Source organism: uncultured Metabacillus sp. (assembly GCF_947503125.1).
GTDB lineage: Bacteria > Bacillota > Bacilli > Bacillales > Bacillaceae > Metabacillus.
This window is the reverse complement of sequence record NZ_CANNCR010000002.1, coordinates 218,815-234,983: the sequence shown is the minus strand read 5'-3', so window position 1 is coordinate 234,983 and position 16,169 is coordinate 218,815. Positions and strand designations below refer to the sequence as shown.

The 16,169-nt window shown below is 35.5% G+C and carries 15 protein-coding genes and 1 pseudogene; 2 read left to right on the top strand and 14 right to left on the bottom strand.

Annotated elements, in window-relative coordinates; translation table 11 throughout:
- Window positions 1-12 precede the first annotated feature (12 nt).
- Complete coding sequence (locus Q1B07_RS03080) at window positions 13-255, top strand: hypothetical protein (RefSeq protein WP_299088463.1); 243 nt, start codon at window positions 13-15, stop codon at window positions 253-255.
- A gap of 77 nt (window positions 256-332) precedes the next feature.
- Here Q1B07_RS03080 and speD read toward each other — a convergent pair whose 3' ends face one another.
- From speD to dacB, 4 genes are all read right to left on the bottom strand, one after another.
- Complete coding sequence (speD, locus tag Q1B07_RS03075) at window positions 333-1,139, bottom strand: adenosylmethionine decarboxylase (RefSeq protein WP_299088574.1); 807 nt, start codon at window positions 1,137-1,139, stop codon at window positions 333-335.
- 156 nt (window positions 1,140-1,295) lie between these two features.
- On the bottom strand, window positions 1,296-3,785 hold the full coding sequence (locus tag Q1B07_RS03070; protein ID WP_299088575.1) for a rhamnogalacturonan lyase: 2,490 nt from the start codon (window positions 3,783-3,785) through the stop codon (window positions 1,296-1,298).
- A gap of 454 nt (window positions 3,786-4,239) precedes the next feature.
- The gene (locus Q1B07_RS03065; RefSeq protein ID WP_299088464.1) at window positions 4,240-4,884 is read right to left on the bottom strand and encodes an SDR family oxidoreductase; all 645 of its coding nucleotides are present in this window, start codon (window positions 4,882-4,884) and stop codon (window positions 4,240-4,242) included.
- A 91-nt stretch (window positions 4,885-4,975) separates the two neighbouring features.
- Window positions 4,976-6,448 carry a D-alanyl-D-alanine carboxypeptidase/D-alanyl-D-alanine-endopeptidase gene (gene dacB / locus Q1B07_RS03060; RefSeq protein WP_299088465.1) on the bottom strand — a complete coding sequence of 491 codons (1,473 nt, stop codon included), beginning with the start codon at window positions 6,446-6,448 and terminating at the stop codon, window positions 4,976-4,978.
- 147 nt (window positions 6,449-6,595) lie between these two features.
- Here dacB and Q1B07_RS03055 point away from each other — a divergent pair, with 147 nt between their 5' ends.
- Window positions 6,596-7,267, top strand: coding sequence for an SOS response-associated peptidase (locus Q1B07_RS03055; RefSeq protein WP_299088466.1), 672 nt, complete (start codon window positions 6,596-6,598; stop codon window positions 7,265-7,267).
- A 52-nt stretch (window positions 7,268-7,319) separates the two neighbouring features.
- On the opposite strand, the gene Q1B07_RS03050 is transcribed toward Q1B07_RS03055, so the two are convergent.
- The 10 genes and pseudogenes from Q1B07_RS03050 to Q1B07_RS03005 all read right to left on the bottom strand — a co-directional run bounded on the left by Q1B07_RS03050 (window position 7,320) and on the right by Q1B07_RS03005 (window position 16,140).
- Window positions 7,320-7,934, bottom strand: a complete 615-nt coding sequence (locus tag Q1B07_RS03050; RefSeq protein WP_299088467.1) for an alpha/beta hydrolase — start codon at window positions 7,932-7,934, stop codon at window positions 7,320-7,322.
- A gap of 21 nt (window positions 7,935-7,955) precedes the next feature.
- Complete coding sequence (locus Q1B07_RS03045) at window positions 7,956-8,933, bottom strand: ring-cleaving dioxygenase (protein WP_299088468.1); 978 nt, start codon at window positions 8,931-8,933, stop codon at window positions 7,956-7,958.
- Between the two features lie 191 nt (window positions 8,934-9,124).
- Window positions 9,125-9,496 carry a hypothetical protein gene (locus Q1B07_RS03040; protein WP_366945122.1) on the bottom strand — a complete coding sequence of 124 codons (372 nt, stop codon included), beginning with the start codon at window positions 9,494-9,496 and terminating at the stop codon, window positions 9,125-9,127.
- A 23-nt stretch (window positions 9,497-9,519) separates the two neighbouring features.
- Window positions 9,520-10,110 (bottom strand): spore coat protein, encoded by a 591-nt coding sequence (locus Q1B07_RS03035; protein ID WP_299088469.1) that lies wholly within the window; start codon window positions 10,108-10,110, stop codon window positions 9,520-9,522.
- Window positions 10,111-10,335: 225 nt separating this feature from the next.
- Window positions 10,336-10,620, bottom strand: coding sequence for a hypothetical protein (locus Q1B07_RS03030; RefSeq protein WP_299088471.1), 285 nt, complete (start codon window positions 10,618-10,620; stop codon window positions 10,336-10,338).
- Between the two features lie 93 nt (window positions 10,621-10,713).
- Window positions 10,714-11,340, bottom strand: coding sequence for a YitT family protein (locus Q1B07_RS03025; RefSeq protein ID WP_299088472.1), 627 nt, complete (start codon window positions 11,338-11,340; stop codon window positions 10,714-10,716).
- Between the two features lie 183 nt (window positions 11,341-11,523).
- On the bottom strand, window positions 11,524-13,473 hold the full coding sequence (locus Q1B07_RS03020) for an LTA synthase family protein (RefSeq protein WP_299088474.1): 1,950 nt from the start codon (window positions 13,471-13,473) through the stop codon (window positions 11,524-11,526).
- A gap of 432 nt (window positions 13,474-13,905) precedes the next feature.
- A pseudogene (locus Q1B07_RS03015) lies at window positions 13,906-14,241 on the bottom strand (peptidylprolyl isomerase); the annotation flags it as partial.
- Window positions 14,210-15,901: a recombinase family protein gene (locus Q1B07_RS03010; protein ID WP_299831812.1), complete on the bottom strand. Its 1,692-nt coding sequence runs from the start codon at window positions 15,899-15,901 to the stop codon at window positions 14,210-14,212. The gene Q1B07_RS03010 and the pseudogene Q1B07_RS03015, both read right to left, overlap by 32 nt.
- A gap of 74 nt (window positions 15,902-15,975) precedes the next feature.
- Window positions 15,976-16,140 (bottom strand): hypothetical protein, encoded by a 165-nt coding sequence (locus Q1B07_RS03005; protein ID WP_299831809.1) that lies wholly within the window; start codon window positions 16,138-16,140, stop codon window positions 15,976-15,978.
- Window positions 16,141-16,169: the final 29 nt, after the last annotated feature.

Sequence of the window (16,169 nt, the reverse complement as noted above, 5' to 3'; positions counted from 1 at the left end):
AGGAATCAAAACGTGAGCCCTTGTAACATTGACCATTCAGTAGAAGATGTGAAGAAAAAGCTTGAGGAACAATCCCCTTTTCTTTTATCGGAATTAGCGGAGAAATGCGCTAACTTTTTAACCGTCCCACGAAGCCAAAATGACCTAAATGAGCTGTTCCATCACTTAAAAAAGTATGATTTGGCCTCAGAGGAGGAAAGAGAAGTTCGCAACAAAAAAATCACTTCACTTTTCGAAAAAAATATTTTGAAATAACATACCATCTTTAAACAAAAGAAGTTTAAATTTCAAAAGGGGAAGAGATTGACATCTCTCCCCTTTTTGAAATTAACCTAATTAATATTTTTTCCATAAAAAATTTCATCCATCTCTCTTGTTAAACGATCCGTTATTTCATCTTGTTCCTTTCTGCTTAGTTTTTCCTTTGTATAACCAAACAGATAATTATTTAAATCAAATTTTTTCAGCTTACATTTTGTATGAAAGATATTCTCTTGATAAATATTTACATCAATCATATCATACTGTTCCTTCACTTCATCAGGGATGTAATTTTGGATTGAGCTTATATCATGATCGATAAATAATTTATCTCCATTTATATCTCTTGTAAAGCCGCGAACACGATAATCCATTGTCATGATATCGGTATCGAATGAATGAATTAAATAATTAAGTGCTTTTAATGGGGAAATTTCTCCGCATGTCGAAACATCGATATCTGCCCGAAAGGTACTGATCCCTTCATTCGGATGGAATTCAGGATAGGTATGAACGGTAATATGACTTTTATCTAAACTGAGAGCAACTGCTTCTGGCAGCGGACCCGGTGATTCATCATAGGATTCTGTTGGGACCTCTACGATCGGTCCTTCTGATACCAAGATCGTCACACTTGCTCCTTGAGGTACATAATCTTGTTTTGCGATATTAAGTACATGAGCACCAATAATATCTGTTACATTTTTTAAGATATTTGTTAATCGTTCAGCATTATATTGTTCATCAATATATTCAATATATGCCTCCCGTTCTTCCCTCGTTTTTGTAAAGCAAATATCGTACATATTAAAACTTAGTGATTTTGTTAAGTTATTAAATCCGTGTAGCTGTATTCGCTGCTCTGGAATTAGCATGATTCTTCCCCCTTGTATGGATTTTTTCACCTGTACTATTTTCCGAATCTTTACAAGTCATATATATCTTACCCGTTTCTGGAAAAAGAAATCAGTATAAGAGGAAATCCTTTTAAACTGAAAATCGCCTCCCTTGAGATTGGGAGACGACAATTTCAATTATTCATTATTTAAATCGTTCATTATATGTTCTGACTGGTTTACCAGAAGTTCTCTTGCATCTTCTGAAACATTATTTTTCACAGAAGCGTCCTTTACCTGATCAATGAATCTTTCAACAAATGAAATCATTTGTTTTTTGTTACCTTTTCTTTCATGGAGTTGAGCTTGTTTTAAAGTATTGGCTAGTTGTGAAGAAAGCGGTGCTTCGATTTCTTTATTTTCTATAATTGTAGAAAGGATATTTTTTAAAACACTCAATTTACTTGGTATTTCTATGTCAGGTACAGGAACCTCTCCCCAATCTGTATCTGATGCGAAATAAAAGCTTGTGTATGCTGGTTGGTTATAGCCAACATTTTGCCATGCAATACCGGTTCTGTATTGTGGATCGTGCATTAATGTATATAATTTCCGATCTGTTACCTCTGTGCTTAGGAAAATTCGGATTGCTTGACTGTCAGCAGTACGAACAAGCAGCTCTTCACGCCAATCACCAAAAACATCAGCTACTAATGAAGGATTCCCTTTCGTATGATTATTTGTTCGTGTATTTTCTGCTGTTAAAACCGTTCCTTTTTTCCAATTATTAATTGTTGGTGTACTATCGATTGATCCACTGACAATCTGTGTTGTCATATCAGGAGACCACTTAATATTCATATTTGTACCTGGTGCCTGGTCGCTGAGTTTAGTACCATTTGCTGACCATAATCCAACTGCCCAAGTCTCCAACCCTTTAGTGTCTGGTTCAACATCACCGATCATACCTCGGCCTGTATCCTTACCAGTGTATCCGCCGTATATCACCTCTCCGGTTTTCGCATCCCTTAGTGCATATCCGTATGGTGCATATCTTCCGCCTTCGTGAACCATAAAAATTTCTAAGCCCTCGCGTTCCGGATCAATATCTGTGACATGCAAGGCATCTCCATGACCTAAACCAGCTGTTACACCAGGTGTTGCACTTTCCGGCGGCATGACATCAGTGGAACTATAGAGCAATGCACCATTATGATCAATTGTAGCAGACCCATAAATGATTTCTTGCTTTCCATCCCCGTCAACATCTGCGGTACTCAATGAATGCGCACCTTGAGTTGTAAGAGAACCAAATTCCTCACTAGTTCCAAATTTACCATGAGGACTATCATTGAAAGGATTGCTCATTGGTGTCCATCCACTATCAACTGACCAGTTTTCCTTGAGATGCTCCCCGTCCCAGCTATACGTCACCATTGTTGTTCTTGTATAGTAACCTCGTGAGAAAACAGCGTATGGCTTTTTCCCGTCCAAATAGGCTACACCTGCAAGGAATCGATCAACACGATTGCCCGGCTCGATTCTTGACATTGCGTAGTCTCCCCACATTAATCCATCATCATGACGACCATACTTATAATGAATTGTTTCTAATTCTTTACCTGTTTCACCTTCAAATACTGATAAATACTCAGGGCCAGTAAGGATAAATCCTTCAAAACTTCTTAGATCATTGCGCGAGCTTCTGCTTGGTGCATATTCATCAATAAAATAATCGGCTAAGCTTTCAGCATCCTCTCTTGATAATGGATATTGGTATTGCTTTTCAATACCAAAGCTTTCTTCTAGTGTTGACGGCCAATTTCCATTGATCACTTCCTCATGGTTATGCCAGTTCATAAACATATCTACTATATGTTGATAATAATCTTTACTGCTCATGCGGTAATCATCTTGATGACTGTAGCCTGCTTTTCGATCCTCTTTTGGCATAGTAATATAGTCCTCGGATTTGATATTACCTTGCTTATCATATCTAATTACTTTTGTTCCTGGTGCTGTTTTAAACATTAATTCGGATTTACCATCTCCATCGAAATCATAGACTAAAAATTGCGTATAATGTGCTCCAGAGCGGATATTGACCCCATGATCTATTCGATATAACAATGTGCCATCGAATGTGTAACAATCAATATACGTTTTTCCTGTATAGCCTTTTTGTGATACATCCTTTGAGTTTGTAGGATCCCACTTTACAAAGAATTCATATTGACCATCACCGTCAACATCCCCTATACTCATATCATTTGCCGTGTAAGAATATGCTTCACCACTTGGAGTGACACCATCTGCCGGCTTTTTTAATCTTAAATCGTAATATGTATGTTCCCAAGATGTTGTTTTACTGCTTTGATCGATTTCTTTACCATTTTTAACTGCCTTTACATAGTAAGTTGACGTTGGCGATCCATTTGCATCTAAATAGTTTGTACTATCTTTTATCGTGGCAATTTTTTCACCGTTACGATAAAGATGAAAGTTTACCCCAGTTAAACCGGTATCTGATTGTCTGGTAACCTCATCGGCTAACAGCCTCCAGCTTAAAAAATTACCTTCAGATGTAGAAGCTGCAACGAGACCCCTATCAAGATATTCTAATTGGATTCCATTCCCCTTAATTGGGTTATCCGTTTTAGCTGATGCATTGCTTTGAAAACCTGACATTAATAGAGGAACTGCTAGGGATGCTGCTAAAACCTTTTTGGTTAGTGATTGTTTTTTCACGTTCTTGTTCATCACCTTTCCGTTAAAATTTAAAGCTTACTAAATAAGTAAATGACGCAAATTATAATAAGTTCTAGCGGTTAAATTCATCATTAAATTCAAAAAAATCTGCTTTTTTAGGACTGATTAATCACCTCCTGTAATTAAACATAAAAACCAGGTATTGAAAGCACTTACATTTTTAAAAAGCAGAAAATTGAGAATTCAATTTAATTATAGGGGAATAAATTTTACACTTACATAAAAAAATCAGTCTACTATTTATAAAAAACAGTGTTTCTTTTAAAAACTCTCTAGTTTATACTGATTAAATTAACCGGCAAGTTTAAAAGAACGTAAAAAACCCTTTTACAGAAAGAACTCTCTGTAAAAAGGGTTTAAATACTTCTTTAACTTAAACCTTTTTCAAGGCATCTGAAATTGATTCTTCTCCAGTAACAAGGTCAAATGAACGATGATAAGTATGCTCCTCATTTAAGCTGGCCATAATTGTTCGTGCTACGTCTTCACGAGGAATTGTCGTTCTCATTAAATTTTCTCCAACAGATATTTTACCTTTACCTGGTTCATTTAGTAATCCTCCAGGCCGGATAATTGTATAATTTAAATCAGATTTCATGAGCATTTTATCAGCATAATGTTTCGCAACATAATAAGGCTTTATTTTTTCATTCCAATTCTCTCTATTGTGGGCTTGAAGTGCACTTACCATGATAAACCGATTAATACCAGCTTTTTCTGCTGCTTCAATTGTTTTTACAGCCCCATCAAGATCAATTAATAGTGTTTTATCTGCCCCAGTATGTCCGCCGGAACCTGCAGTGAAAACAATGGTGTCACAGCCGCTGGCAGCTTTTGCGATTTCATCTACACTACCTTCTAAATCTGCTATTACTGCCTCAATTCCATTTTCCGAAAACATCCTCATTTGTTCATCTTTTCGTACCATTGCCCGAACAGTGTGTTCTCCACTTTCTTTTAAGATTTGAGCAAGCTGTTTACCTATTTGCCCATTAGCACCAACTACAAATACCTTCATAAAATCCTTGCTCCTCCCATTAGTAATATAATGCACGTCATTTCTATTATTTCAAAGAAAAAGATACGATTCAAAAAGTCTGCTTTTTTAATTAAAAATCACCATTAGCGATCAACTTTACAATTTCCTCTTCCACAAGTTTTCCTTCAGCTTCATTATGTAGATGATTCATGAGTATGGAGAAAATGACCGTTTCACCTTTCTTCGTTTGCACATAGCCGCAAAGAGACGTCACATTTGTTAGGGTGCCTGTTTTTGCTATAACATGTTTATTTAAAGGTGGACTTGTCATGCGTTTACGTAATGTCCCTCCGATCATTTTTTCCTTGGATCCGGCAATAGGCAAAGAGTTTAAAAAGATCGGAAACCATTCCCGTTTTTTCACTTGATAAAGCAAATTCGAAAGTTCATTTGCTGAGGTCAAATTTAAGTGTGAGATCCCAGATCCATCCCTAAATTCTATGTTACTTGTATTGACACCCAATTCAGCAAGGGCAAGTCGTTCAACCTCCAGACCAGCTTCCCAGCTGCCATTATTTTTAAATACCTTTCCCATTTCCTTAATTAAGATCTCTCCATGGCTATTGTTGCTTAATTTCATAAACGGTATTAGCAATTCTGATAAAGGCATTGAACGGTGAGAAAGGATTAGTTTTGCTTTATCAGGTGTCACTCCAACTTTTTCATCGCCAACCAACCTTATTCCTTGTTTTTTTAGTGAATGTTTCAACCATTGAACAGCATGCAAAGTCGGTTCCCAAACAGCAATTGATTCTTTCTGTATTGGCGTATTGATTGGTATTGTTCCTTTAACTGTTATTATATTCGAACCATGTTCTCGACAGATACTAATGGTGTTTTCTCCTTTATCCGATACTGTATTTGTTTTATTAATAATCTTGACTATTCTTGTTTGCGGATGTACATTGATCATAGCTTTATTGTTCGTTTTGTTGTGAGGGATAATCTCAATATTTACAGTCCCTGGGTTATACTCCTTATCAGGGGCAATTGTTAAAGCAGAGATTTGCGCACCATAATAAAAAGTCTCATCACTCCAAGGGACATCAATCGAATAACGGATATCATCATACCAAGAATCATCCCCAATCAAATCCCCTTGTATTATTTTAACCCCTTTCTTTTTTAATTCTTGCGCCAGCCGATCAAAGTCTTCAGGTAAAAGAGTAGGATCTCCTTTTCCTCTTACATAAAGGTTTCCAACAAGCACCTTCCAATTAATTGACCCATCTGTCAGGAATTCAGTATGAAATTGATAATCTTTTCCTAATGTTTCTAAAGCTGCCGCAGCGTTAAACAGCTTCCTGTTAGAGGCAGGTGTTAAACGTAGGTCACCATTATAAGAATAGAGTAATTCACCATTAGACGATGAACGAATACTTACCCCAGCAAGAGTTCCTTGTAATATTGGATGATAATTCAGCAGTTTATTTAATTGGCTTTTAAGATCAGTTGTCCAGTTATTTGCGCTTATATGGTGGATACTTGTTGAAAAAAGTGTAGACACAAGGCAAAAAAGCAGACAGATTATCAGTTTAGCCATATTGGACTGTTCCTCCTAAGTATGTTATCTACTGATTAATCTTTTCAAAGTTTATCAATTTTATGTTGATTAATACTATGTTTGAAAATCTGTTATGTTTTGCTTTATTATATAGAAAGATCAGAAAATAAACGGCGGTGTTTATCAATGTGCGGACGATTTTCGTTAGCAACAGAGCAGGAAATTCTGCAGGAGCAATTTGAATTTATCATACATGAGGAGATAAAATACCGATTTAATATTGCCCCATCCCAGGATATATTGGTCGTTGGGTCTAATGGGCGAAATCGGGTGGGAGTTTCGATGCGTTGGGGGCTTGTCCCTCCATGGTCAAAGGATTTAAAGATTGGGAATAAGCTAATAAATGCAAGGGCGGAAACGATTGCCCAGAAACAAAGCTTTAGACAGGCTTTTAAGAAAAAAAGATGTTTAATCTTATGCGATGGCTTTTTCGAATGGAAAAAACAGGATAATAAAAAACAACCATATCGGTTTACCATGAAGGATCGTCGACCTTTTGCATTTGCAGGACTTTGGGAACAATCAAATTTAGGTGATGAAAAACCGCTTTACACATGTACAATTATCACAACGACAGCAAATGAACTTACAAAAGATGTTCATGATCGCATGCCTGTTATTCTTCCTCCTGAAACATATGAGCGTTGGCTTAATAGGGACTTCCAAAACCTTGATACATTACATTCCTTTCTTAGCCCATATGAAGCAAATCTGATGGATGCTTATCCGGTTTCGAACATTGTCAATTCACCGCGTAATGACAATGCAAAATGTATACAACCGTTAAACAGCCTTTAATCGTCTTCATAAATAGGAAGAGGCTGCCCCAACAGCCTCTCTATCTGATTATTTATTTGTCCCAAAAATGTTGATCATACCACTCTTTTGCTTTTTCAATCTCTTCTCTAGTAAGCTGATGTCCGGCATTACCCCAATGCTCTGTTACTGCCGCGTTCGCTTGTCGCAACACATTGGTTAACTCCTTCGTTTCTGCTTGGGGAATTAGCGGATCATTTGTTCCGGCACCGATGAAAACTGGCGTGTTTGCTAAATCCGGAACTTCAATTCCTCTTCTTGGCACCATTGCATGTAATAAAATTGCCCCATTTAATGCATTTTTATAATGATACATAAGACTGGCAGCGATATTAGCGCCATTTGAATAACCGATCGCAACAACATTGTTACGGTTAAACTGATGCTGTTCCGCCATTTCTGAAAGAAACTCGTTTAATTCTTCCGTGCGGAAAATCAAATCTTCTTCATCAAACACTCCTTCCGCTAGTCGGCGGAAAAACCGGGGCATGCCATTTTCTAATACATTACCTCTAACACCTAACACAGATGCATCTTGGTCAATCATTTCAGCAATAGGCAGTAAATCCCGCTCATTTCCACCTGTTCCATGTAGAAGTAAAAGAGTTGGTGCGTTTTTATTTTTTCCTTCTATAAAAATATGTTTCATTCTGTCTACTCCTTTGTCTTCTTATTCTTTTGTATCTAACGGTTTTAACTTTGCTTCTATTTCTTTCCGTCTACCTTCAAAATATGGTGGAAGAGCCAGATTTTCACCAAGATGCTCAAAGTCCTCATCACCTTCAAATCCAGGTCCATCTGTCGCAAGCTCAAACAAAATACCGTTCGGCTCCCTAAAGTATAAAGAACGGAAATAATAACGCTCAACAAATCCTGAATTTGGTAAATGACTTTCGTTTAACACATCGACCCATTTATTTAATTCCTCAACATCCTCCACTCGAAAGGCAACATGGTGAACACTTCCACGTCCAGGACGTTCACGACTCAATTCTTTCTCTTCAATGATGTGGATTTCTGCACCAGAACCACCTTCACCAGTTTCAAAAACTCGCACTTTCTTTTGGTCGAACTCTCTCAAATAACCTGATTTTTCCCGGAAGCCCATCAAGTTTGTTAAAACGTTTATCGTCCGTTCCGGTCTAGTGACTGTTAAATGTACCGGACCAAGTCCAGTAATCCCTTTTTCTTGTGGAACAGGGCTTTTATTCCATGGAATTCCGCTTGGGACACCTCCGTTTTCCTGATCAGATACAAGAATTAAGCGTTGACCTTCATGATCCCGGAAGGCAAGGCTTGCTCTACCACTTTCATAGCTAATTTCATCATGTTTAATTTGTAATTCTTTAAAGCGATTCTCCCAAAACTTTAGTGTTTGATCATCCTTTACACGTAAAGACGTTGCACTTATACTATTTGTTCCCGGATATGTTCTTCCCGCATGCGGAATTTCGAAGAACGTTAAATCTGTACCTGGATTTCCACGTTCATCTGCATAAAACAAATGGTAAACAGATGTATCATCCTGATTAACTGTTTTTTTAACTAATCTCATACCTAAAACCTTTGTATAAAAATGATAGTTTTCCTTCGCATTTGCTGTAAGAGCTGAGACATGGTGAATACCTTTTAATGATTTTCTATTCATAAAAAGCTCCTTTCTTCATAACCGTTATCTCAAATGAAATAATCTCGAATTCAAGATAAATTATAAATGAATTAGTTTATGTATGTCAACCCATAAGAACTTGTACGGTTTTATATAAAAATGAAAGGGTCTAACCCCATCACATTAATCTGTGTTTTAATGGAAGGTCAGACCCTAAAGATTATGTCCAATTATTGTGGCATAAATTGTCGGCCTTGTTGGAAGCTTTGATAGCTTGGAACCTGTTGTGTTTGATGTTGAAATCGTTGAAAATCAACATTGTAAGCTATACCCTGAGAAACTTCCTGTTGCATTTGATTACAAGTGTTTAAAATTTGCTGACATTTTTGGATGGCTTGTTGATGACCTTGAAGGCTTTGTTGAATATTTTGTACAGCTTGTTGCTCGCGTTGCATAAGCTGTTGTAACATTTGTGCGTTTTGCTGCTCTTGTTGGAGCATTTGTTTGTACAATTGGTTTCCTTGTTCTGTTTGTTGGATTAATTGTTGAACAAGTTGACGACATTCATTGATTTGTTGTAAAGCATGTTGTTGTGTATGCATATTAGTCCCTCCATCAAATAGTATTATTGTTGTTGCGGCGGATTGCTGTATAAACTGCTTGGCTGATAACTGTTCATTAACGAACGAGTAGTTGTTTGATCAAATGTCGGTACTTGATAATAGCCTTTTTTATTCATATAGCCCCATGTTTCATACGCTTGATCAGCGCAATTTTTTGCTCCTTGAATCATCATCTCTCTTATTTGCGGATCTGTACATTCTAAAGAAGCATGCATTTTAAATACCGCACCAGCTTTATGACAGCCAAGCATTGCTGACGAGATATCGCGGTCATTTAATTGGCTAATTGAAGCATTTGGTCCTTCTGGAACTGCATTGCTGCTTACTCCATAGGTTGGTGACACATTGACCTGTGATTTCACACTTGGCAACTGTCCGATATTGGACTTTTGTTGAAGCACATTAACAAACGCATTGTATTCATTTGTCATAAATGAAAGTTGATTATTTAGAATGTTTTTTAATTCTTGGTCCTGGCAATATTGCTGATAAAGTTGGAAATGATTAATTCCATTTATCATACTGCAAAGAACCTCATGACATTCCATCAATTCATGTGCGCCAATGTTGATTTGGTTCATTTGGTTTTGCATCACGATTCCTCCTTGAAACAATTTTGTAATGCCAAAATTAAAATCCCACTAACTAAAATGTTTTATACATATAAACCATCATCTTGTTAAAACTTATTTTCCTCAACAAAAAAAGGGCTGTCTCAAATCAAAGGATGAGCCCCCAACCCACAATATAGGACACTAAACTAGTCCATTTAATTGTAATTGTTAGGAAGCTGAATCCTTTTTAGAGACAGACCCTTTTTATGAAAATTTATATGTGATCATTCCATTCGGCTGAACAATAATGGAAAAGTAGCAATGATGTTTTATTTGTCTGGATAAGGAAAATTGGCTTCCATCCCAATCTAAGTTCCAATTCTTTGGAGCACTTGCCTTTAAATGCATGAATTGATGCTTAAAGGTATGATATTTGAGTGATAAAGGGAAGCTTTCCTCTTCAATTGCATACCATAATTCCATCAAGTATTTTTTCGCCTGAATCGATTCTGTATTTTCAATAATTTTGTTTACTGTTAAATAATTCACTTTATCTCCTCTCCTCTAATAACTACATTAGTTGAGATTCGATAAAAAAACTACCCTAAAATGTTTCCAATCAAGGGTAGTGTTAACTATAGCTTAAGAATGTATCTGATGATCTGCTAGCTTCTCTTCCTGGTCTCGTTCCATTTCTTTTATCGGTGACTTTTTATATCGGCCAATAATGGAGCTGGCAATAAAAATACACATTATCGAAACTAGGGCTTTAAACCATCCCACCATTGTTAGCGTAAGAATAATTATAAAGGAATCGGAAATGAATAAAACGAGTCCTCTGTTAATGCCGAATTTCTTATCAATATAAAGCCCTAAAATGTGGATTCCGCCTAATGATGAACCATTATTCAAAACAAACGTGACACCAATTCCAATCAGCAAGCCTGCTAGAATTGCAGCAAGAACAAGATTCATTTGAAAAGCAGGAATGAAGAGATCGTACCACTCACGCAGTATAGAGATCCCGGTTATCGATAATAAGCTGGATATAGTAAACCATTTTCCAAGCTCCTGTATAGAAATAAGAAAAAACGGCAAGTTTACAATAAAAAATAAACTTCCCCATGAAATCTCTGATGCATAACCTAGAATCGTCGCAATCCCTGCCGTTCCTCCGAATGTTAACATATTATCTGCTAAAAGTTTTATTCCGAATGATGTAATAACTAGTCCAACTAGTACAAATAAAAGTCTTTTAATAAGAGTCATATAGATCCCCCGATCATTGTTGTCCTCTACTAACTTATAGCATAGGGTAACAATGGTCAATAAGCTGAGAATTATTCGGAAACTTAAGTTTATTGCGACATTTATTTTATGTTTCAATGATTAATTAACATATTCTCAAAACAAAAAAGCTGTTAAGAGAAAATCCCTTAACAGCCATATTTTTTACTTTTTAGTTACTTCAGCATTTTCATCCGTCATCCGATTCGTATAATCATAATCAGACGGGTCAATTGGGTCAAACCCTTGAGGGGTGTAAAAACGCAATAAATCTTGGTTGACAATTTTGTCTGATATCTTGAGCTTCATTTGGGTGATTTGATCATACTTTTTGATTTCTTCATTTACTTCAACCTGTTCACCCGTTTGGGTATCATAATATTTACCATTTATTCCTGCTACATTTTCCGTTACAAAGTCACCGTTACGGAATGGTACAACCTCTTGATGATCTTCTGATAATAGATCTGTCCCCAATTGAACATATCCTTTTGTTTCAATTCCTAGTAAATGAAGGAGAGTCGGCATTAAATCAATTTGTCCGCCATACTGATGCATTGTACCGCCTTCTACTCCAGGAATGTGAATAAATAGTGGTACCCTCTGAAGCTGAGCATTTTCGAAATCTCCTACTTCCTTACCTAACACTGTAGACATCGCCTTATTATGATTATCTGAAATACCATAATGATCTCCATACATTACAATGATTGAGTTTTCATATAATCCTGATGCTTTAAGATCAGAGAAGAATTGTTTAATAGCTTCGTCTAAATATCTAGCAGTCTGGAAATAGTTATCTACTGATTTGTCTCCAGTTGTATGCTTCTCAATCGTAGCTAAATCCTGATCAATTGGATAAGGAAAATGGTTCGTTAATGTTATAAATTTTGTATAGAACGGTTGTTTTAATGATTTTAGCATCGGAATGGATTGTTCGAAAAATGGCTTATCCATTAAACCATAATTCACAATATCTCCTTCTTTTGCCGTATAATAACTCAAATCAAAGAACTTATCAAAGCCTAATGATTTATAGATCTCGTTTCGGTTCCAGAATGTTTTTGTATTTCCATGGAACACGGCAGACGTGTAGCCGTTTTGTCCTAAAATAGCTGGTGCTGCTTGATACGTGTTACGCCCTTTCGTAGAAAAAGCTGATCCTTGCGGCAATCCAAATAACGAGTTTTCTAACATAAATTCAGCATCCGCAGTTTTACCTTGTCCCGTTTGATGGAAAAAGTTATCAAAATAAAACGTATTTTTATCTCTTGTCATAGAGTTAAGGAAAGGTGTAACCTCTTCCCCATTTAACTTGTAATCAATGATAAACTCCTGCAAAGACTCTAAATGAATATAAATAACATTTCGATCTTTTGCGACCCCGAAGTATTTAGGATTTGGTTCAGCATAAATCGCATTTGTATAGTTCGTCACTTCAGTAATGTCATCAGAGTCTGCCATCGCACGTTGTGCAGAGGCATTTGTACTTTTAACGGCATCGTAAATGGTAAAATTATACATACCTAAATATTTCACAATATAGTTACGATCAAATGTTCTTGTAAGCAACTGAGGTCGATCTGCTTCAGCTAGACTTAAATTCACAGCAAAAAATGCAACTGCTGCAGAAAAAACCATCACTAACGCACGCTTTTTCATTTTAATCGGTGCAGGTTTGACGGCCTTCATCAAGACTAATACAACTAAAATAATTGTATCTAAGAAGTACAAAACATCGTAAGGTTTTAGCAACGCTTCAATACTTTGTCCCAAGTCACCGGCATTCCCTGTTTGTGTCAATGTTGGTAAGGTAATAAAATCAGAGAAAAAGCGGTAATACACAATATTTGCGTATAGCAAGAATGATAGAAGTAAATCAATAATAATCATCCATACATATGATTTTTTCCCTTTAAAAAATAAGGCAAGACCTAAAAATAATATAGCCGAGCTTACAGGGTTAATAAATAAAAGAAACTCCTGCAACTTATTATCAATACCTAAGCTAAACTCTACTCTATAAGCAGAATAGGTTTTAATCCATAAAAGTACAACAGCAAGTGTAAAAAAAGCAATCGGTTTATTCAGTAACGAAGTTAATTTTGTTTTCATTTGAAACACCTCTTTAATTGAATAAAAAATTTACAATTATCCAATTGAAATTTACATAAAATTGATTTTAAATTTACATTTAATTAACAGTAATAAATATTAACTCATTTTTTGCTAGATTGCAATCTTATAAATTTACAGAATGTCTATGAAGCTATGTCCTGACTGCATTCAACAAAATTATTAACAATTTATGAACGGATTATTCCTTTAAAACTATGTTTCATTTGATTTATCTTGCAAAGAATTTCAGCGATGAGGTGGTTTTAAGTGAACAAAAAAGTCAAAATGACTTTTTTCTCAATAAAAAGAGGCTGTCTCAGCCAAAGGTCACAAACCCTTTTGAGACAACCTCTCTATTTTTTCGAAATAAATAGTACGACTTAGTTTAATGATTCCTTTCGCCGTAAATATATTTACATATTAATAAAGCTACTCTATCTTTTCTGGTTCTGGATAATCCACACCAAAGGTATCAACTTTTATATGTTTGATTTTCTGCTCCTCTAACGGCTTGTCTTGTTGATCTGTTTCAACATTGACGATTTGATCAACTACATCCATACCTTCTGTTACCTTCCCGAAAGCTGCATATTCCCCATCTAAATGGCTGGAATCCGCTACCATAATGAAAAATTGCGAGCCTGCCGAATCAGGTTCCTGTGTGCGTGCCATTGAAATGACGCCTCGTTCATGCTTTAAATTGTTTTCAAAGCCATTTGAAGTAAATTCTCCTTTAATACTGTAATCTGGACCGCCTATACCGGTCGGAAGTGGAGGTATTATACACCTCGATATTATCAAGATTTTCCCCTAAATCACTGATATTTCTTTCTATGATAAACTTAAATTGTATATGTGCTTCATTTTTCTTGATAATTACTTTATCAACTACTTGAGACAGCATTATCTTTTTTCTGTCGAAATCAGCTTTTTGGTACTCTTCAACCCAACCATCATAATTATCAATTATATTCTTTGCATCATTAGCTTCTAATTCGACTCCTCTTATTTCCTCTTCACACTCATTAATCCTACACTGGATCTCTTCAATTTCTCCCTCTACCTTCTTCAAGGCTCTACTCAACTGATCTTCTGTAAATTTACTTTCACCCATCAATACATTAACTAATTCATCATTCAATTTATCTAATTGTTTATGTTTGGATTCCATTGATGTTTTCAATTGACTTAATTCTTTTTTCTTCTGAGTTAAATTTTTATCTCTATACTTTTTATAGTCGTTAATAAATTCTTCTAATTTAAATTCTTCGCTAAACACTCTAATAATTTCATCTTGAATATCATTGTCGTATTTTTTTGAAGCAAAAGATTTTACAGGATGCTTTACACTTTTTGCATGATGACAAACATATCTGTATTGCTTTGTAATAGTTACTTCTCCATCAGTTTTTCTTTTATATTTTTTGACACTATAATCGGCAGATAATTTGCTACCGCAGTAACCACAGTATGCGAAACCGGTTAGAAGTAATTTGCTTTTTGTAGGAATGTTTATATTTTTTGATTGGGTTTTATTTTTTCTCATATCCATTATCTGTTGAACTTTGTAAAAATCTTGTTCATCAATAATAACAAGGTCTTCATTTTTAGGTTGCAATTTCCATTCTTCATTTGTGTTAGTCTTATTTTTGTCGTTTTTATCCTTATAGTTATATCTCTTTCTTCCTATATAAATGGGATTTCGAAGCATTCTAAGGATAGTATTATCTCTCCATACTTTCCCTTCTCTATTTTTATAACCATGTTCATTTAAATATTGACTTATTCTTCCTGATCCATATCCCTTCTCTAAGAATAAATTAAAGATTAATTCAACAATTTCTTTTTCTTCCTCATTGATACGAATATCTTTTATAAATTTGTCTTTTTTAGGATGGCGCTTAGTTGTTTCATAAACTTCATATCCTATAGGCGGTTTACCTCCCGTATACAAGCCCTCTTCATTCATTTGACTCATAATTTCCTGTACACGTACGGAGGTTTTCAGTGACTCACCGGAAGATTGCCAAAAAGTTATATAGTTCATTAACTTGTCAATGTGATTCTCCATGCTTCTTTTTCCTTCTTTGACAGACCAGCATTCTACCCCATTTTTATGAAGGAAATCAACAACAAGAGGACTTTCATCATCCTTTCGACCAATGCGGTCAAAAAGAAATACAAGTAATATGTCGAATTCACCTTTTTCTGCTAATTGTTTGATTTGTATCAATGCATCACGATCATCAGTTCCTTTTTTCCAACCAGATACGCCTAACTCAGAATATTCTTTTATTAACTCCCAGTCTTTTTGTTCATCTATAAATTTTCTACATGCTTTACGCTGCATTGGGATATCGTCTTCTCCATTGTTGACTTGCCCTTTCGTTGAGACACGATATAAAGTAATAACTCGTTTTTTCATCGTTGTTTTCTCCACCTTTACCTGTTAAAGATTCTCCCACTACCAATTATATCATATACAAAAATAAGAGAGACCTATAGAATCTCTCTTACAATAAAATCTTTTATTATTTCTCTAGAGTTTTTATCGTCCTCTTCATTATCAGTAAATGATACGGTAATTTTTATTCCATTTTTACCAACAGATGAATAGCTTTTAACTTTTACTTTCTTGTCTTTGATGTCTGTTATTTTATTCATCCTTCCCACCTCTCATTATGTACGTTATG

Coding starts and splice junctions, on each gene's coding strand:
- Q1B07_RS03070 (WP_299088575.1), bottom strand. CDS start 3,785: ATGTCAGGTTTTCAAAGCAATGCATCAGCTAAAACGGATAACCCAATT.
- Q1B07_RS03065 (WP_299088464.1), bottom strand. CDS start 4,884: ATGAAGGTATTTGTAGTTGGTGCTAATGGGCAAATAGGTAAACAGCTT.
- dacB (WP_299088465.1), bottom strand. CDS start 6,448: ATGGCTAAACTGATAATCTGTCTGCTTTTTTGCCTTGTGTCTACACTT.
- Q1B07_RS03055 (WP_299088466.1), top strand. CDS start 6,596: ATGTGCGGACGATTTTCGTTAGCAACAGAGCAGGAAATTCTGCAGGAG.
- Q1B07_RS03050 (WP_299088467.1), bottom strand. CDS start 7,934: ATGAAACATATTTTTATAGAAGGAAAAAATAAAAACGCACCAACTCTT.
- Q1B07_RS03045 (WP_299088468.1), bottom strand. CDS start 8,933: ATGAATAGAAAATCATTAAAAGGTATTCACCATGTCTCAGCTCTTACA.
- Q1B07_RS03040 (WP_366945122.1), bottom strand. CDS start 9,496: ATGCATACACAACAACATGCTTTACAACAAATCAATGAATGTCGTCAA.
- Q1B07_RS03035 (WP_299088469.1), bottom strand. CDS start 10,110: ATGCAAAACCAAATGAACCAAATCAACATTGGCGCACATGAATTGATG.
- Q1B07_RS03025 (WP_299088472.1), bottom strand. CDS start 11,340: ATGACTCTTATTAAAAGACTTTTATTTGTACTAGTTGGACTAGTTATT.
- Q1B07_RS03020 (WP_299088474.1), bottom strand. CDS start 13,473: ATGAAAACAAAATTAACTTCGTTACTGAATAAACCGATTGCTTTTTTT.
- Q1B07_RS03010 (WP_299831812.1), bottom strand. CDS start 15,901: ATGAAAAAACGAGTTATTACTTTATATCGTGTCTCAACGAAAGGGCAA.
- Q1B07_RS03005 (WP_299831809.1), bottom strand. CDS start 16,140: ATGAATAAAATAACAGACATCAAAGACAAGAAAGTAAAAGTTAAAAGC.